Raw genomic sequence first — 15,687 nt, forward strand, 5'->3', positions numbered from 1 at the left:
CCTAAGGCTGCGATAACAGGGAGTGATAGGCATGAAGACAATCGAAGTGGTTGTGAGAAAAATCCTCGCCGTGGGGGCGTTGCTGCTCGTTGCCGGCGGCACCTGGGCGGCTGATTTTCGCGAGAAGGTCGAGCGGGTTTTCTCGCCTTCGGTTATCGAGGCGGTGCATGAGTCAGGAGCCAGTGGCGAGATCGCGTTCAAAGTACCTGAGCGTATGCCTGATTACTTCGAGGCTGGTGACAAGGCCAACAAGGTGTTCGCCATCGAATCAGCACGTCTGTTCCGGGACGTTCCGAGCCTCAAGCGCTTGACCATGAAAATACCGAATGACGGCACCGTCCAGGTGCTGGATATCTCACGGGCCGATATCGAGAAATACTACGGTGTCGATCTTGCAGCCATCAATGGTGATCCGAATGCTTGGCGCACCGATTTTATCCAACGGTACGACACCAAAGAGTCAAGGGCAGACTTTGTTAAACGCTTCGTGAAGTAAGCATGGAGTGAATGCAGATTAAAATTTTTATGCGGGTGGCACGCAGAATTATGCAGAGAATAGGTGACTCCCCGAGCGTTTAGTCCGGAGCCATGATGGCGCCGAGCGCTCGGTAAGGGAGTATCGTATGCTGGAGCGCAACTACGCTAATTTAAAGGAACTGGTGCGCCTAATTTGGCTATATCGCAGGCGCACTAAAAATCAAAAACGTAGTGTAATGATTATTCTTGAGGCGTTCGAACAGTCTGATCAGCGATAGCAGCAGGAACCCCAGTGATGACTGGGGTTCTCATAGATGCTGTGTGGTTATGACTTACCTATAGCCAGTATATGTATTTTAGTAGCGATCGGGAGTCCAGAATTACGCTGTCGACTATTGGGGTTACTGGTACCCTTTTAATCAATGGTGTGAGCTTGAAGCGGTATTCACATTCGTGTGAAAATGAGTCTGGCTTTGTAAATGAAGTTTCGCGCATTGTCTCTGTAAATTCTTCCAGAGTTATAAGTGCGTCGTTATGGACGTGAAGGTCACGGCTTTTGTATCTGACTCCGATATGTTCAGAATAGATGCCAAGATGTCGTAAGTCAGAGTCCTTGGGGATAATGTAGTTGCCCCGAGCATGCTCATTTTGGATGTGATCGTATAAAGCTATGCCGATGGCCTTTGCGAAATTATCTATGTTCTCCTTTTTTATATACCAGTAATCGTCGCAGCCCTCAAACATTCCATGGCAGTCAAGAGGGGCTTGGATTTGAGACATGCAGAAAATAAAGGTGTTTGGTGACTCCCTTACAATCGTGGCTCTTGCTTCATATAGATCTAACGATTCATCAGTCGCGTTACCATAATTAATAGTGTCGATTGATGAAATAAAGCGGCCGGGGAATTTCAGATATTTCCCGTGGCCGACTAAAATTCCAGGGCCATTTATCGTGTTAAACCATATGGTCGGAACACGAGCGCGGCCATGAAAGTTCAAATGGAATGTGAGAAGTCCCTCGTGCTCATCTCGTAGCGCAAGGTTTTCGATAGTTCGATAACTATGCAGCGTTCCTAGCCTGAGAGTACCATTTTTTATGTGATGTCTCGATTTGCAGCTCTTCCCTAGCAGCATCTGGATTTCTCGCAAATGTCGGTGTGATTCTCGATTTTAAAGTTTAGTAGTAGGGTGGCCTGAAAAGCGTTGCGCCCTGTTGAAAGATGCTGCCTTTGTTGGTCTATTTTTGCAATTTATTCCATGCTTGGGTAGCGGCCTTGTAGGCAGTCTCCTGACTGTCGTAGACGCGATTGATTCGCTTCAGTTTGGTCGCATCGCCTACAACTACTGAGCCTTCTTGATTGGTTTCCGGGATCCTGTAGAACGCCACTACGCCAGTGAATATGCCATCCTTTGATTCCTCATACAGGCCGTCGACACTGTCCTCTGGCAGCTTGCTCTCCAGCTCCAGGCTCATCGTATAGCCAGCATCTGCCGTCAGGCTGTGCACCACATTCCCCCCATACCAGATGATCGAGCTGATCTCCGCCTTGATGCCCCGCAACGTGTAAGTCAACTCAGGGATCAGATCCGGGCGCCCCTTGGCCAAGTTGTAGCTCAGGGTCGCACTCCCGCGCTGCAGCCGGTTCAGTTCCGATCGAGCAGCACGCAGCGCTGACTCCCGATCGCTGTACGTGTGCCGCAGATCCTTCAACTTGTCTCCGCCGCCGGCGATCGCCTCCTGTTTCTTCGTGCTGCCGACGTCGTAGTAGTAGGCCTTGACCCCGTCGAAGCTGTCCCGATCCGCCTGCAGGAAGCGGTGGCCATCTCCGTCCTGGCGGGTGAGGGTGATGTGGGGCAGGGCCTTTCCGCTGGCCGTCTTGCCGCCGCCGGCCGGCAGGCCGATCAGGCTCCCTGATTTGACGCTGATCACCGCGTCGTAGGTCTTGCCCAGGCGCGTTATCAGGTTCGCGTCTGACTCGTTGGCTTGGTCCAGGTGCTTGATCGCCTGCTCTTGCAGGGCGGGCGATATGCTGCTCCTGAGTCCGTTGCCGGCGGCGATATCGGCCAGCACCTTTCCCAGAGTTGTCCCGTCCCAACTGCGCTCGCGCTTGGTCTTGAGCCCGCCGCGCAGGTCCGCTGACCGGGCGCGGATGCTGAGCACGTCCGGCGCGCCGCTGTGCTCCGTCTCGTCCACGGTGTATGTGCCCTTGTCGACGAGGCCGGTGTCGCTCCAGCCCAGCCAAAGCCGGATCGTGGCGCCCTTAGGTGGGATGGCCAGTAGGCCGTCGTGGTCGCTCAGTGAAATGCTGAGCTGGTCGGCCTCGATCCCCCGGTTGTCGGTGAGCTGCAGGCTGATCAGCCGTGGCGCGACCATGCGGGCGATGTCTTTCCCGTCAACCGTCAGACGAAAGCCCGGTACCGCGTAGTTGCCGTCACGGCGCAGGCTCTCGCGCACGTCGCGTAGATAGGCCGCGTATTGCTCTTGTTCGGTGGTCATCGAATCAGCGTCCTGAGAATGTTCGAGTTGCTGCGATCGCGGGCGCCGACCAGGTCGACACGGCCGTCGTCGACGCGTTTGAGGGCCAGGTTGAATTCGATCCGGCGTGGGGTGCCGTCTTGGAAGAACACCGATTGGGTCTCGCTCAAGTTCTCGATCACGAACAGGCCGTAGACCTTGCCAGTGCCTTCCACCAGCGGCCAGGCCTTCCCGTTGTTGCCCATTGCCCGCAGCTCGTCGAGGCTGATCACGTTGCCGGCCAGTTCGGGCAGCAGGATGCCCGGCAATGTGATGGTCTCGTCGCCGCGGCCGGTGTATTGCAGCGCCGGCTGTGCATTGACCCGATTGCTCGAGGAGTGGCGCCAGTTGGTCTGGCGCTGCAGCTCCTGGTAGGCAAGGGTACTGAGGCTGAAAACGAACATGCCGAGGGCGAGCATCATGGCGGGTTACTCAGAATCGGAAAGGCGGCTGCGCTGGCGGGCGGACTTCTCGCGCTCGAGTCGGTCCAGCTCGGCGCGGACGGCGCGGGCGATTGCTTGCGGGTCCATGCCGGGAGTCGGCTGGATATTGATGTTGATCACGTCGTGGCTGTCGTAACTCGCAGCCGGCGCAGTAGCGATCGGCGGACGGTCGTCGATCGCCACGGCCGAGGCGGCAGTCAGGGCCATTCCGGGCCGATTGCCTTGTCGCTGGGCTCCGACCAGGTCGGCAGCGGCACGGACTGGCGAGCCCTGGGCCAGGGCCGGTACCGGCGGCTTGATATCGATTCCGGTGGCCGTCAGTTGCTGGCTGATGCGGTTCATTGCGTCGAGCGGCAGCTTTGCTCCGGCATCGAGGCCCTGAGCGAGACCTTCGGTGGTGAATCCTCCCAGCTCGGCAAACACACGCGACGGGCTATGGATGCCCAGCTTTTCCTTGAACCAGCCGATGGTCGACTCGCCGAGGGTGCTGATCGCGTCCTTGATCTGGCCGAGTCCGGCGGTCAGGCCATTGACCAGGCCGTTGACGATCATGTTGCCGAACTCGGTGAAGCGCGTGGGGAGGTCAAGCCCCAGGTAGTTCAGCACGCCGGCGAATGCTTGGTAGATCAGGCCAAGGGGGCTGAAGTTGGCCAGCACGGTGAGAATGCCGCCGATGCCGCTGCCAAAGCCTGCGCGGATCTCGTTCCAGGCCGCGCTGAAGTAAGCCTTCACTGCATCCCAGTTCTGGTAGATCAGGTAAGCCGCGCCTGCCAATGCCGCCACAACGCCGGCGATCGCCAAGGCCACCGGGTTTGTCGCTAGGCCCCACAACGCGATGCTGACCACGCGTATCGCTGTCAGGAGTCCGCCTTTGAGGACGCTGGCCAGCTTGCCCAGGACGGGGGCGATGCCGGCGCTCTGTACTCCGAACATCGTCATGCCGTAGCGCACCAGGGCGAATGGGCCGAGCACGCTGGCCAGTGCGACGGTCAGAGCGCCCATGCCGCCAATTAGTACCGCGACGGCCGCTGCGCCCTTGGCGATCTTCGAGGCCAGCTCCGGGTTGGCGGCGATCCACTCGCGGACCGAGCCCAGGACAGCGGTCACTTGCTGCACCAGGTCACGCAAGGCGCCGTTTTCCCCGTCCATCAGAGACCCGATCAATCCGGCCCAGGTGCCGGTGAGCTTGTCGAGGTCTCCAGCCAGGTTGTCCCGCAGCGCGTTACCCATCTTGCCGGCGGCGCCGCCGAAGTCGCCCAGGGCTTTGGTGCCCCCGTTCAGCTTCTCCAGGAACGCCGGGATCTGGTCAACCGACAGGTCTTCCACCGGGGTGCCGAACAGCGCAATTGCTGCGTTGGCGCGCTCTGCCGGGTCCTTGATGCGCTGCAGCGCCGTGGCGGTCTTGAGAATCGCGTCGCGTGCACCAGGTCCGCCCTTGGCGATCGCCGACGACATCTTCTCGGCGTTCAGGCCGATCGAGGCGTAGGCCTCCCGGCTAGCCTTCGACAGGTCTGAGCCACGGATCGAGAATTCCTTGATCGCGTCGCCAGTCTTGTCCAGGGCGAACTTGCCCTGTTTCGACTGCTCCACCAGCAGGTTCATCGCCTCGGCGCCGCTGAAACCCATTCCACGAAAGTGGGTCGAGTATTCGTGCAGGATCTCGGGGATCTCGCCGCGCATCTGTTGGGGGATCTTCTGCAGGCCGGCTGTCAGCAGGTCGAAGGCCTCGGTGCTGTCCTTGGCCAGGCCGTTCTGCATCATGATGCCGACGGTCTGCATGGCCTCTGTGACGTCGATTCCCATGACCTTGGACAAGTCCAGGGCCTTCCGGGCGGCGGAGTCGAGTTCCTTGTCGGCTACAGGGCCGAGCGCGGACAGCGTGCTCTTTGCGGCGCCAATAGCCGTGGAGATCTCGCCGATATCGGTGCTCACGCCGTCGGTACGCATGCCGCGAATCAGCGCGTTGTACTGTTCAGCACGGGCCCCGGATTCTCCGTTCTGGGCTGCGATCATCGAGCCCTGGTGCGCGACCTCGACCTGCGGTGCGACAAGACTGGCGCCGGTCATGGCCATGCCGGCGGCGGTGGCGACGCCTGCAGCGCCAGTGGTGGCCATGTTGCCTGTTCGCGCCTGGGCCTTCTCCAGCTTGGCCTTTGCCTCGGCGGCGCGGCGCTGGGTCGCGGCCAGGCGCTTGAGTCGATCCTCCTGTTCGGCGATGACCTGGTTCGTCCGGGCGAACTCCCGTCGAAGCAAGCCGGCGTGCTGGTTGAGCTGGCGGGTGTTGATGCCGGCGTCACTGAGCCGGCGCTGCAAGCCGCGGAGAGCCTCTTGCTCCTCCTGCTGCTTTCGCTTCAGATCGTTGGTTGCCCGGATCGCCGCCTGAAACTCGGCGTTCATCTGCTTGGTGGGGTTGGAGGTGGCCGACATCTGCTGGCCCATCTGCCGGACCTTCGCTCGGGCTTCCTCCAAGGCCTTCGAGGTTTCACGCGCCTGCGCGTGCTGCTGCCGCCAGCCGGTGACGTCGCGCTGCTGGCCGTTCAGTTCTTTCAGCCGCTCGCGTGCGGCCTTGAGGGACTGGGCAGTTTCCGTACTGCCCTGGTTGATCTGGCGCAGGGGGCCGGTGGCACGGTTGATCGCATCGAGCACGACCCTCAAGCGCAGGTCATTGGCCATTGCTGCTACTCCTGACCCGCGCCCGCTCGCGCCAGTCCATCAGTTCTTTCAGCGAGAACCGGTCCATATCGGCCGGCGCCCAGTGGAAAACCACGGCCACATCGGCCATGGCGTCTTCTACGCAACGAGCGATGCGGCCGTCTTCGTCCGCTTCTGCACCAAAAAATCGATCACCTTGGTCCCGATCTCGACCAGGTCGGCCGGTTCCAGCTTCGCGACCTCCTGCTCGGTCAGCTCGGTGATCCGTGGGACCAGTTTGATGAGGCTGGCCACGTCCAGTTGCAGCAGCTCGGACAGATGCAGGCCGCGAAGTTCGCCAGACGAGGGCTTGCGAACGGCGACCTGGGTGATTTCAGTGCTACCGCGTTTTACAGGGGTGTCGAGCACCGCGACGTTGTCCGGGATGGCGAGAGGCTGGGCTTCGGTGGTGTCTTTCATAAGAGGCTCCATGGGTTAGATGCCGAGGGCACGGCGCTGCTCGGCGAGCATGTCGACGCCGTCGACGGTTTCGGTGAAGTTCAGGAGATCGATCTCGACGATGGTTTCGCCGGCAACGATCAGCTTGTAGTAGCTGCAGGTGGTGGTGACCTTGTGCTCGGTGTCCTCACCAGGGGTTGCCTCGCCGCCGTCCAGTGTCTCGTGGCGGCCTCGGACTACCACTTCCACGGCCGTGTATTCGCCAGTGTCGTCCTGCTGGTATGCGCCGGCCCAGCGCAGCATCACGCCGGACGCACTTGTAGCGCCGAACTGGCGCAAGCTGATCAGGTCCAGACCGCCCAGAGTAAATTCCACCTGGAGGCCGTCGTCGGAGAAGCCCAGGTCTGCCTTGACCGGACCGTTCATACCACCGCCGCGATAGGATTCCATCTTGCGGGCGAGGACCGGGAGGGTGACCGACTTGCAGACGCCCAGGTAACTGTTCGCGTCGTTGAACAGGTTCATGTTCTTGAGTTTGCGGGGCATGGCCATGTGCGCGGGCTCCGGTTAGGCGTTGATTCGAGTGGCGAAGTCCGCCAGGTAGCGGTCGGTGATGCGCTGGCGCAGTGTGAGATCTTCCAGCGGCGGCACCGGCGTGTAGTCGTAGTCGATGTACAGCTTGCCGGCCTTGAGCGTGGTTTCGTCGTTTGCGGTCTCGTCGTACCAGGCGCTGCCGCCGATGATGTAGCCGTTGGCGGTCAGCTCGCGGAATTTCGCGTTGATGCCTTCGAGGATGTCGCGGATCAGCGAGGCGTGCATCGGCTTGTCGATTGCCCACAAGTGGGCCTCGGCCATCGTGTCAGCCAGGACGTGCGCGGTCCGGGTGTAGTTCTCGAACGCGAACAGTGGATCGTCGGTGCAAGTGCGGCTGCCCCAGAAGCGGAAGCCGCCCTGGTTGATCAGTGTCGTGACCTCGTTCTCGTTGAGGTAGCCGGCGTCTGTAGCGGGGTTCTGCAGATCCCAGAACACGTCGGCGCTGATGCCGGTCGCGCCGTTGACGGGAATGTTTGACAGGGTCTTGTGCCAGCCGACTTCCTGATCGAGTTTTGCTCGCAGGCCCAGGGCGACGGCCACGGCCGGGGCCGTGACGGTACTGTCTGTCGTGGTGCTCCAGGCCTCGAAGTCGGGCCAGATGACCATCACCTCGCGGGCGCCGAAGTTCTCGCGGTAGGCCACGGCCTCTTCCTTGGTCTTGCAGTCGTCCGCACGGACGTATACGAAGGCACGCAACTGTTGGGCAATCGCGACAAGGGCAGTGGCCACAGGGAGGCTGTCCAGGCCAGGCACGCCGAGGATGCGCGGCGTCACCTTGAGGCGGGTTTTCGCAGCCAGCAGCGCTTTCATGCCGGTGTACTTGCCGTCAGCCGTGGTCGTGCCGATGAGGTTGCTGGTGGTCTCGGCAGCGTCGGCGCCGGTGGCCACCCGAACTACCACTGTGACGGGTTTGGTCTGGTCTGCGATCGCCTGCAGGCTCGCGGCCAGTGTGCCGGAGGTTCCGGCCTTGCCGATTGCTGCCTGGACGTTCGTCAGCAGAACCGGGGTATCGAGTGGAAAAGCTGCCGGATCGGCATCGTCTGCAGTGCAGACCAGGCCGACGATGGCGGTAGAAACGGTGCGGATGGGGCGGGTGCCTTCGTTGATTTCGACAACGCGCACGCCGTGGTGGTATTCGCCGGCCATTGGGGAGGTGCCTGTGCAGTGGGATGACACTGCACAGGCTGCCGCGCGTATGTGTGGCGGGCGAGCGGCCGGGGCTGTAGGGCGCAGCTTTACAAGCTGTCGAGCCAGTCCGGCGCCTGCGGCCGGTCAGCCTCTGTCGGGAATGCGCCGGCCGCGGGCCAGTCACGCAGGCGCTGCCGGAACTGCAGAAGCTGCGCGAACTGATCGGTCGTCAGTGTCGTCGGTCGCTGCATATCGAGTTCGTCGCGTTGCCTGCTGACGATCCACTCTGTTGCCTGTAATTGCTCGTCGCGCCAGATCCGCTCGATCGCTGCCAGGGCTTCGGACGTCGGTGGAGGCGGGTCGGCAAGCGCTGGTTTGCCCGCATCGTCAGTGATGATGATCATTCCCGCTGCGTCGCCGGCGAGCAGCTCAGCGTGGTGCTCTTCGCTGATCTCGACGACGTCGTTTGGCATCTTCGCGCCGTTGATCTCAAGCGAGTAGAAACTTTTCGTAGTGGGTGAGTAGAACATTTCCGCTCCTTAAAATCCGATCGCTATCCAATGAGCCTCGGAAAGCGAGGCGGTGCTGTTGGTGATCGTCAGGTTGGATTCGCTTAAGCCTGTTGCGCACGAGACACCAGCGCCGGCGCTGTTGGCAAGAGCCGCCAGGCCTTGGGTCGGGAACGTCACCGGCAGGGTCACGTTTGCCGTCGCAAATGTTCCGTCACTCACAAAGCCAGACGCTAGGCCGACTTGGATAATCATCCCGCTCGGGTGCTTGTAGTACCTGCTGACTGCCCCTTGGGAGCTAGCAAACATTGGAGAGAACGGCAGCACGCCGTCACCACTCTTTGCAATCCATGTTGCGCTGTGTTCAAGGACGAATGTCACAAACGTACCAGCGGCAAGCACAAAACTCTGGAAGTTACCGCCGCCAGTGTTCATTACCGTGCCGGTGCTCGACACCACGGTGATTTTAGATCCACCCCAGTTGAACAGGGTCACCCCGGCACCGTCGGGCAGCCCCGCTACCGGCGGGAGCTGGACGCTTCCCGCATAGTTGAGCATCACCAGCTTGCCCACGTCGTCAGCGGAAAGGTCTTTTGATGAGTTGTAGGTCACGCGCCCCGCCAGACTACCCAGCGAGGCGCGAACGAATTCTGTCGTCGGAATCAACTTGGAGCTGTCGAACTTCGCCGGCGTTGGAGCCTGCGGAGTGCCGGTAAAAGTCGGGCTGTTCTTGGGCGCGCCGTCAGTGATGCCGTAACCGCCCAGAGTCGTCGGGTTCGAGCCCTCCTGGACGATGCCCCGGTCGTTGATTGTGACCTTGGTATAGGTACCGGCCACCTTGTTCTTCGGCAGGACGCTCAGGATCGTCGAGTCAACGTACTCCCGCGTCGCCAGCACCACCGCTGGATCAATCTTCAACTGAACGTTGGCTGTGCTGGTGACGATGATGTTGAGTCGCACCACTTGTGTCTTGCCAGTACCCTGGCTCAGCAGTGGCTTGAAGCTCGGCGCGCAGTTGGCCACTGCCACCAGGTCGCCTGCGGCATCGTAGAGCCCAATCTCACGAATCCACCAGCCGCCTACGTCCGGCGGAATGACCTGCTCGGCGATGATGATGTTGGCGTTGCCAGGGTCGACTTTCACCTGGTTGAGGGGCGCACGGCGCCGCTCGTTTATGAGCCGGGTTTGGGTCCGGTCGGGGATTGGCTCTGCACCGTTGGCGTCTCCGACGCCCATCTGGGCAAAGGTCCAGGGTACGCCCAGTGCGTCGGCGTTGGCCTGTTTGGCTTCGCCGATCGCGGTGAGAATCGCGAAGAACTGGCTGTTCTGGTCAGTCATGGGTAAACGTCCAGGGTTTCGATGGTGTGGGCACGTCCGACGTGGCCGAATGTGCCGGTGACGACGATGTCCAGCGCAAGCGGTGGGTACACGTCGATTTCTTCGCCGTCAGTCAGCGCCGCGGCGATCCGCAGGTAGCCGGAACTGGCGAGGGTGATTGCCAGGCCCGTGAGGTGGCGTGTCAGTGGTTTGGCATCGTCGATCAGCCAGGTCAGCTCGTTGTACATCTCGTCGGTGATGCCGGTGTCGAGCACGCCGATCTTGAGCGCGAACGTGCCTGGGACGCCGGGCGGGACGGTGTCGAACCACTCGACCACTTCAATCAGGTAGCCCAAGGGCTCGACCACGCGGCGCAGCGCGCCAATGGTCCCTTTCCTGGTGTGGATCAGGAACGCTGACCGGATCGCCCTGCGCTTCGCCGCCTCGGGCCATTTGCTGTCCCACCTATCGACGGAGAAGGCCCACGCGAGATACGGCAACAGCTCGAGTGGGCAGCGGTCCGGATTGACCAGGTCGCGCAGCGGTACCGGGACGCGCTGGATCTGCGCCAGGGCCTCGGCCGCCAGGCGTTCCAGTTGGGTAGCGTTGCCTGGCAGAAGGGAGGTCACGACGCTGCCTCGGCGGTCAGGTCGATAGCGGTGCAGTACGGTGCCTGGGCGGGCGTCGCGTTGATGTCCTGCCAGGCGTCCAGCTCGACCTTCCGCACGCCCTCGACGTGCAGTGCCGCGTGGATGGCTGACTGTGACACCTGCAGGCCGAGGCGCCTGCGCTGGTGGACGTAGGTCTCCAGCTTCTGCCTGGCGGCGGCAAGGATCGGCTCGGACTCCGGACCAGGCGTGCTGAGAAAGAGCCTGGCGCTCACCTGATAGTTCAGGATCTGCGCGCCCTGGACTGTCAGTCGGTCGGCCACCGGCCGGCGGTCTTCATCGTTCAGGTAGGCGAAGACAATCGCTTGCAGCGTTTCGTCGGCGGTACCGTCGCCGGCCGTGGCCTGGACGGTGACAACGGCGACTGCCGGCGACGGGCTGACGGCCGAGGCATCAGCCACCCGGCCGTCAGCAGCGCGGGCGTGGAAGATATAGGCATTGCGCGGTCCGGCGGTGCTCAGGCCCTCGAATGCAAGCTGTGCGCGCTCCCGCAGGCTGTCGTCACTTTCCAGCTCTTCCGCGACGGGCGGAATTGCCTTGGGGGCAGCCGGGCGGGTCACCAGACGTTTGACGTTGTAGTTGGCGGCGATCTGGTCCAGATCGCTGCCCTTTGCGCTGCTCAGCATCGTGGCCTGGGCCGCTTCGTTGCAGCGCTGGCGAAGGACCATCTCCCGGTAGGCGTTCTCTTGCACGAGTTTTGTCAGCGGTTCGGATTCGAGTTCGAGCCGGCCAGCGATCTCTGCTTGCTGGTCGGCAGGCCAGAGGCTGATGAGGTAGGCCTTGCGCTCCAGCAGGATCGCTTCGTAGTCGAGCTGTTCGACCACGGCCGGCGCCGGCAGGAGGCCGAAGTCGATGGGCGTGAACGTGTTCATGCGCTGGCCCCCAGTTGCAACGGAATGTTGAGGTTGAACGGTTTGTTGCGGTCGACCAGAACGCCTTCGATATCCAGCTCGGCCCCGCCTGACAGGCCGGTGATGAACAGTTGCACGCGGGACAGGCTGATCCGCGGCTCCCAGTTCATCAGGGCCATGGCGGTGGCGGCGAACAGACGCAGTCGTGTTGCCTCGTTCTGTGGCTGGTCGATCAGCTCAGGCAGTAGGCTGCCGTATTCACGCCGGGCAATGCGGGTGCCGATGGGCGTGGTCAGGATGTCCTGGACGGACTGGGCGATGTGCTCAAGTTCGGTCAGGGTGCTGCCGGTCTGGCGATTCATTTCACCGGCGCTCCGCTCTGGCCCGAGCCTGGTTGAACGCCCGAATGCGGGTGCGCAACCAGGCTCACACCGGCGGCTACAACGTCCTGGCTGACCGTGACCTTGCCTGTGACGGTCTGGTTGCCGGTCTGTGTGTAGTCGCCGATGTGGGTGATGGGGCCGTCGATGGTGATGCCGCCGGTGCTGGTCAGGTTCGTGGTACCGCCGGCCGGCAGTGTCACGTTGAGGTGATGCGTAATGCTGTCGTACTCGATCACGGCGCCGTCGCGATAGGTCCGTCGGTGCAGGCCGGCACGGTCGCCGTTGGCAGGGATCGCGTCACTGTAGAGACCGGTGATTGCTACGGCGTTGGCGAGCTGGCCGCTCGGTGCGAACAGCAGAACCTGTTCGCCGGCGGTGGGCGGATCCCAGGTGGTGTCGGCACCAGCTCGGATGGCGAGCCACGGAAGCCAGGTCGTCACGATGCCGCCGGAGCTGACCTTTACGCGGGGCGGCTGGTGCTGCACCTCGGCAATGGTGCCAAAGCGAATCAGGTTTTCGATCAGACGGGAGAGTGTGGCGAAGTCGTTCATGGCGCCGATGGTGGCGCCGGGTTCGTGCGCGCGCAGCACGGCGGGCTTGTAGAGGCGCGTGCTACAGGGAGAGGTGGGCGATCAGGGCGTCACGGATGAGCTGGTGGTCGTCGTCGGTGAGGCCGAGGATCTCGCGGCGTTCATACAGCGCGCTTGGGCCGCGGGGCTCTACGCGGTCGCGCAGGCCGTCCTGGTGAACGCGGGCAATCCTGGCGATTCGGCCGGTGAAGCCCACAGTCGCCAGGCTCTTGTCGCCCCGAGCTTTCATCCAGGTCGCGGACCGCAGTTTCTTGAACATCTTCGCTTTGCGCTTGATCCGGCCCTGCTTGTCGCGGAGTTTACCGGGCTTGCGCGGTGCATAGGCAGACCCGTCCGGGTTGCGCTGAGCGTCGACGCGCTTCTGCTGGGAGCGGCGCAGTTGCGTGGCGATCGAGCGGCTGAGCTTGGCACGTTCTGCAGGGGCGATCCGCTGGAGCAGCGGGCTCATCCAGCCGTCGAGCGATTCGAGATCAGCCATGGGTTGGGCGCTTCGGGTGTGGGCTGGCCAGGGCCATGCCATCCGGTGGGGCTGGCGGCTGGTACGTTACCTGGTGCTCGCCGTTGGCGTAGATCTCGATCGGGCCTTGTGGCCCGTACACCTGATAGCCCTGGTCGGCCGGATGGCTTACGTCGTACTTGCCATGGTCATTGAGCTTGACCAACACGCGTTCGGTCAGTGGCAGCGATATGCTCAGGTCGACTTTGCTGTGATCCAGAATATCGGCCTCGAACTTGAGCCCGTCCTTGGACTTGTCCAGGTTGGCCAGCAGCTCGGACTGATTCACGCGAACCCAGCCGAGGATCGGAATCATCACGGTGTCGGGGTGGCCGGGGAAGTCGGTGAGGATCAACTGCAGCGTGTACTCATACTCGAAGGACAGTGTCGGTGCGGCAGTGCAGCGGACTTTGCCCTTGTCGATGAATGTCAGCAGGCGATCGGGGTTGCGGGCGAGATCGGGTACCTCGGCAAGCAGGTGGGCGCGCAGACTATCGGGCTTGTTCATGGTTCACCTGGTGCTTGTAGACGCGGTCGACCTGGGCCGCGCACTCGGCCCAGGCATGTTCGACCAGATCCTGGTCATTGAGCAGTTGGCCGTTGTTCGCCGGCGCTGTCGCCGGCAGGGCGCACGGCACCACTGCGGGACAGCCAGTTACGGTAAGCGTCGGCGCCGGTGAGGGCGGGGCGCTCGCGCAGCCGGCGAGCAGTGTCAGGCAGAGGCTGGTCAGCCCAGTTGCGAAGGTCTTCGTTTTCACGCTTGAGGTCCTCGATCTGTCGCCGGCGATCGGCCAGGCCAAGGCGCAGCTCGCCGAGGAGCTGGAGCTGCTGGACTTGGGTTTCGCGCTCGCGGTTCAGGGTCTGGTTCAGTTCGGTGGCGGTGGCCAAGTTCTGGCGGGCTTCGTCCTGGGCGGCTTTGACCTGGTCTTCGAGGAGTTGTCTTGTCTCGCCTGCCGCATTGAGAAGCTTGTGCTGCGCGAGCGACCAGAGGCCGGCGCCCGCCGCGAAGATCAGGGCGCCGGCCAGGGCGCCAGTGCGAAGGTCGATCATTTGAAGCACTCACCGAGGTACAGCAGGCGAAAATCCTCGGGTGTGTGATACCTGCGGGCTTCTTGGAGGGTCTCCATCATGTCGAACGGCCAGTAGTTGCGGGTCAAGACGTTGTCGTTGGCCTTCAACAGCTGCAACAGCAGGTCATCGGCCGGGTCCGCGTCTATGTCGCGAAGGAATCGCGGTGTCGTCGAGTAGAACCCTCCGTCGACGAAGTCGGCGGGTTGTTTAAACCAGTCAAATTCATCGAAGAACCAGGCGTACTCTTCCTCCACTAAATCGGTAGGCAAACGAGCGCCTGGCTTAATTACCAATGCGCCGGGCAATCGCCGTCGTATGTCATCTGCAGCGCGTGATCTAAAGCAGACCTTGCGGCCAGCGTCCAAGACGCTACAAGCCAAGGCGATCAGACGCTCTGTCTTCCCCGTTTGCCTCGGGCTGATTTCGAGATAAGCCGGCTTCTTCATGCTGCCACCTGCCCGCATCCGCAGTCCTGGTAGCGCTCATATGCGCGCTGCAGTTTCACGTCGTACAGGTTTCGCTTGTAGTCCGGGCCGTTGTAGAGGCTGGCCACAGTGGCCCATTTCAGGGCCTTGAGCGCCTTGTGCAGTGCTGCATCGGTTTCGATAAAGCGGACGAACGCCTCCAGGTGTGCGGCTTCGCTGCGGGACATGGCCGCGACGAAGTCCTGGACGCTGCTGTAGCCCAGGCGCTGCCACCAAAACCCCATGACCTGGAACGCTCCCCAAGACGCGGACTCCAGGGCGGCGGTGTCATCAAGTTGGCGGGCGCTGGCCAACCGCTGGTGCTCGGCGGTACCGCCGATGTAGCCGCCGGCCTTCTCGTTCACCAGCGTCGGGAACTGGGCGGCTAACTGCCGGGCGCGCTGCTGGAGCTGGTTCTCGTCGTCTGTCCCGCGGGGGACTTGGAGCTGGCGAAACATAATGTGGCGCTCGTACAGGATCACCGGCTTGCCGTTGTCCAGGAAGCCCCGGCCCTTGGACTCGACTTCGTTCAGCGCATAGACCGCGGCCACCGGCACGCCGAGCCGTGTGGCGGCCTTGGCCAGATCCGCGCCCTTGAGCAGGAGTTGGCAGTCGGCGCCTTGTAGGCTGGCCACGGTCTTGGGCCCGGCAACGCCGTCGTCCACCAGACCTGCACGGCGCTGGTACGCGATGACGGCTTTTTCCGTCTCGTCGCCGAAGTGTCCGTCGACCTCCAGCTTCGCGCCTTGGGTATTGAGTTTGCGTTGCAGGTCGCGGACGGCCTGGGAGCGGTCGCCGTGTCGGAGAGTCGTCATACGCCGGGCCTCAGTAAGGCGGCGACATTGCCGCGGGATCGACAGATCTGGATGCAGAGCAACACGGCCGTTACGGGCTGCCAAAAGCTGATCGGCGGCCGATAGAGCAGTAGCTCCAATCCATTGATGCACAAAGCTGCGCCAAGCAGGCTGGCCAGCAGCGAGATCCCGAGGCGGTACCGGGCTTCGCCGCGGGTGTAGCAGATCAGCCGCAGCGAGCCGAGCAAGTAGGCGGCGGCGGTGATCAGCGGCACGGCAGTGGTGATGATCGACATC

20 protein-coding genes and 1 pseudogene are annotated in these 15,687 nt (G+C 62.1%); 1 reads left to right on the plus strand and 20 read right to left on the minus strand.

Annotation, left to right across the window (positions count from 1 at the left end):
- Positions 1-31: 31 nt before the first annotated feature.
- Positions 32-496 carry a hypothetical protein gene (locus AC05QJ_RS11600; protein ID WP_476746988.1) on the plus strand — a complete coding sequence of 155 codons (465 nt, stop codon included), beginning with the start codon at positions 32-34 and terminating at the stop codon, positions 494-496.
- 1,218 nt (positions 497-1,714) lie between these two features.
- Here the strand turns inward: AC05QJ_RS11600 and AC05QJ_RS11605 are convergent.
- The 20 genes and pseudogenes from AC05QJ_RS11605 to AC05QJ_RS11700 all read right to left on the minus strand — a co-directional run bounded on the left by AC05QJ_RS11605 (position 1,715) and on the right by AC05QJ_RS11700 (position 15,686).
- The gene (locus AC05QJ_RS11605; protein WP_476746989.1) at positions 1,715-2,974 is read right to left on the minus strand and encodes a phage late control D family protein; all 1,260 of its coding nucleotides are present in this window, start codon (positions 2,972-2,974) and stop codon (positions 1,715-1,717) included.
- On the minus strand, positions 2,971-3,414 hold the full coding sequence (locus tag AC05QJ_RS11610; RefSeq protein WP_476746990.1) for a phage tail protein: 444 nt from the start codon (positions 3,412-3,414) through the stop codon (positions 2,971-2,973). The genes AC05QJ_RS11605 and AC05QJ_RS11610 overlap by 4 nt, the downstream gene beginning before the upstream one ends.
- A gap of 6 nt (positions 3,415-3,420) precedes the next feature.
- Positions 3,421-6,108, minus strand: coding sequence for a phage tail tape measure protein (locus AC05QJ_RS11615; protein ID WP_476746991.1), 2,688 nt, complete (start codon positions 6,106-6,108; stop codon positions 3,421-3,423).
- Positions 6,098-6,217: a GpE family phage tail protein gene (locus AC05QJ_RS11620; protein WP_476746992.1), complete on the minus strand. Its 120-nt coding sequence runs from the start codon at positions 6,215-6,217 to the stop codon at positions 6,098-6,100. Before AC05QJ_RS11620 ends, AC05QJ_RS11615 begins: the two co-directional genes overlap by 11 nt.
- A gap of 8 nt (positions 6,218-6,225) precedes the next feature.
- Positions 6,226-6,546: a phage tail assembly protein gene (locus AC05QJ_RS11625; RefSeq protein ID WP_476746993.1), complete on the minus strand. Its 321-nt coding sequence runs from the start codon at positions 6,544-6,546 to the stop codon at positions 6,226-6,228.
- A 15-nt stretch (positions 6,547-6,561) separates the two neighbouring features.
- Entirely contained in the window at positions 6,562-7,077 is a 516-nt protein-coding gene (locus AC05QJ_RS11630; RefSeq protein ID WP_476746994.1) for a phage major tail tube protein, read from the minus strand.
- Positions 7,078-7,092: 15 nt separating this feature from the next.
- Positions 7,093-8,265, minus strand: coding sequence for a phage tail sheath protein (locus AC05QJ_RS11635; RefSeq protein WP_476746995.1), 1,173 nt, complete (start codon positions 8,263-8,265; stop codon positions 7,093-7,095).
- Between the two features lie 89 nt (positions 8,266-8,354).
- Positions 8,355-8,777 carry a phage tail assembly chaperone gene (locus tag AC05QJ_RS11640; protein WP_476746996.1) on the minus strand — a complete coding sequence of 141 codons (423 nt, stop codon included), beginning with the start codon at positions 8,775-8,777 and terminating at the stop codon, positions 8,355-8,357.
- Between the two features lie 9 nt (positions 8,778-8,786).
- Positions 8,787-10,094, minus strand: a complete 1,308-nt coding sequence (locus tag AC05QJ_RS11645) for a phage tail protein (protein ID WP_476746997.1) — start codon at positions 10,092-10,094, stop codon at positions 8,787-8,789.
- Positions 10,091-10,702: a phage tail protein I gene (locus AC05QJ_RS11650; RefSeq protein ID WP_476746998.1), complete on the minus strand. Its 612-nt coding sequence runs from the start codon at positions 10,700-10,702 to the stop codon at positions 10,091-10,093. The genes AC05QJ_RS11645 and AC05QJ_RS11650 overlap by 4 nt, the downstream gene beginning before the upstream one ends.
- The gene (locus AC05QJ_RS11655) at positions 10,699-11,613 is read right to left on the minus strand and encodes a baseplate J/gp47 family protein (RefSeq protein ID WP_476746999.1); all 915 of its coding nucleotides are present in this window, start codon (positions 11,611-11,613) and stop codon (positions 10,699-10,701) included. The genes AC05QJ_RS11650 and AC05QJ_RS11655 overlap by 4 nt, the downstream gene beginning before the upstream one ends.
- Positions 11,610-11,954 carry a GPW/gp25 family protein gene (locus tag AC05QJ_RS11660; protein WP_476747000.1) on the minus strand — a complete coding sequence of 115 codons (345 nt, stop codon included), beginning with the start codon at positions 11,952-11,954 and terminating at the stop codon, positions 11,610-11,612. Before AC05QJ_RS11660 ends, AC05QJ_RS11655 begins: the two co-directional genes overlap by 4 nt.
- Positions 11,951-12,526, minus strand: coding sequence for a phage baseplate assembly protein V (locus AC05QJ_RS11665; RefSeq protein WP_476747917.1), 576 nt, complete (start codon positions 12,524-12,526; stop codon positions 11,951-11,953). Before AC05QJ_RS11665 ends, AC05QJ_RS11660 begins: the two co-directional genes overlap by 4 nt.
- Positions 12,527-12,587: 61 nt before the next feature.
- Complete coding sequence (locus AC05QJ_RS11670; RefSeq protein WP_476747001.1) at positions 12,588-13,043, minus strand: phage virion morphogenesis protein; 456 nt, start codon at positions 13,041-13,043, stop codon at positions 12,588-12,590.
- The gene (locus AC05QJ_RS11675; RefSeq protein WP_476747002.1) at positions 13,036-13,569 is read right to left on the minus strand and encodes a phage tail protein; all 534 of its coding nucleotides are present in this window, start codon (positions 13,567-13,569) and stop codon (positions 13,036-13,038) included. The genes AC05QJ_RS11670 and AC05QJ_RS11675 overlap by 8 nt, the downstream gene beginning before the upstream one ends.
- Entirely contained in the window at positions 13,553-13,819 is a 267-nt protein-coding gene (gene lysC, locus AC05QJ_RS11680) for an Rz1-like lysis system protein LysC (RefSeq protein WP_476747003.1), read from the minus strand. Before lysC ends, AC05QJ_RS11675 begins: the two co-directional genes overlap by 17 nt.
- Positions 13,740-14,111: pseudogene (locus AC05QJ_RS11685) on the minus strand (Rz-like lysis system protein LysB); the annotation flags it as partial. The gene lysC and the pseudogene AC05QJ_RS11685, both read right to left, overlap by 80 nt.
- Positions 14,108-14,578, minus strand: a complete 471-nt coding sequence (locus AC05QJ_RS11690) for a hypothetical protein (RefSeq protein ID WP_476747004.1) — start codon at positions 14,576-14,578, stop codon at positions 14,108-14,110. The gene AC05QJ_RS11690 and the pseudogene AC05QJ_RS11685, both read right to left, overlap by 4 nt.
- On the minus strand, positions 14,575-15,411 hold the full coding sequence (locus tag AC05QJ_RS11695) for an N-acetylmuramidase domain-containing protein (protein ID WP_476747005.1): 837 nt from the start codon (positions 15,409-15,411) through the stop codon (positions 14,575-14,577). Before AC05QJ_RS11695 ends, AC05QJ_RS11690 begins: the two co-directional genes overlap by 4 nt.
- Positions 15,408-15,686: a phage holin family protein gene (locus AC05QJ_RS11700; RefSeq protein ID WP_476747006.1), complete on the minus strand. Its 279-nt coding sequence runs from the start codon at positions 15,684-15,686 to the stop codon at positions 15,408-15,410. Before AC05QJ_RS11700 ends, AC05QJ_RS11695 begins: the two co-directional genes overlap by 4 nt.
- Position 15,687: the final 1 nt, after the last annotated feature.

This window comes from Pseudomonas sp. TUM25319 (assembly GCF_056388475.1).

Coding starts and splice junctions, on each gene's coding strand:
- AC05QJ_RS11630 (WP_476746994.1), bottom strand. CDS start 7,077: ATGGCCATGCCCCGCAAACTCAAGAACATGAACCTGTTCAACGACGCG.
- AC05QJ_RS11640 (WP_476746996.1), bottom strand. CDS start 8,777: ATGTTCTACTCACCCACTACGAAAAGTTTCTACTCGCTTGAGATCAAC.
- AC05QJ_RS11620 (WP_476746992.1), bottom strand. CDS start 6,217: ATGGCCGATGTGGCCGTGGTTTTCCACTGGGCGCCGGCCGATATGGAC.
- AC05QJ_RS11700 (WP_476747006.1), bottom strand. CDS start 15,686: ATGTCGATCATCACCACTGCCGTGCCGCTGATCACCGCCGCCGCCTAC.
- AC05QJ_RS11690 (WP_476747004.1), bottom strand. CDS start 14,578: ATGAAGAAGCCGGCTTATCTCGAAATCAGCCCGAGGCAAACGGGGAAG.
- AC05QJ_RS11660 (WP_476747000.1), bottom strand. CDS start 11,954: ATGAATCGCCAGACCGGCAGCACCCTGACCGAACTTGAGCACATCGCC.
- AC05QJ_RS11655 (WP_476746999.1), bottom strand. CDS start 11,613: ATGAACACGTTCACGCCCATCGACTTCGGCCTCCTGCCGGCGCCGGCC.
- AC05QJ_RS11645 (WP_476746997.1), bottom strand. CDS start 10,094: ATGACTGACCAGAACAGCCAGTTCTTCGCGATTCTCACCGCGATCGGC.
- AC05QJ_RS11615 (WP_476746991.1), bottom strand. CDS start 6,108: ATGGCCAATGACCTGCGCTTGAGGGTCGTGCTCGATGCGATCAACCGT.
- AC05QJ_RS11635 (WP_476746995.1), bottom strand. CDS start 8,265: ATGGCCGGCGAATACCACCACGGCGTGCGCGTTGTCGAAATCAACGAA.
- AC05QJ_RS11670 (WP_476747001.1), bottom strand. CDS start 13,043: ATGGCTGATCTCGAATCGCTCGACGGCTGGATGAGCCCGCTGCTCCAG.
- AC05QJ_RS11665 (WP_476747917.1), bottom strand. CDS start 12,526: ATGAACGACTTCGCCACACTCTCCCGTCTGATCGAAAACCTGATTCGC.
- AC05QJ_RS11675 (WP_476747002.1), bottom strand. CDS start 13,569: ATGAACAAGCCCGATAGTCTGCGCGCCCACCTGCTTGCCGAGGTACCC.
- AC05QJ_RS11600 (WP_476746988.1), top strand. CDS start 32: ATGAAGACAATCGAAGTGGTTGTGAGAAAAATCCTCGCCGTGGGGGCG.
- AC05QJ_RS11610 (WP_476746990.1), bottom strand. CDS start 3,414: ATGATGCTCGCCCTCGGCATGTTCGTTTTCAGCCTCAGTACCCTTGCC.
- AC05QJ_RS11625 (WP_476746993.1), bottom strand. CDS start 6,546: ATGAAAGACACCACCGAAGCCCAGCCTCTCGCCATCCCGGACAACGTC.
- AC05QJ_RS11695 (WP_476747005.1), bottom strand. CDS start 15,411: ATGACGACTCTCCGACACGGCGACCGCTCCCAGGCCGTCCGCGACCTG.
- AC05QJ_RS11605 (WP_476746989.1), bottom strand. CDS start 2,974: ATGACCACCGAACAAGAGCAATACGCGGCCTATCTACGCGACGTGCGC.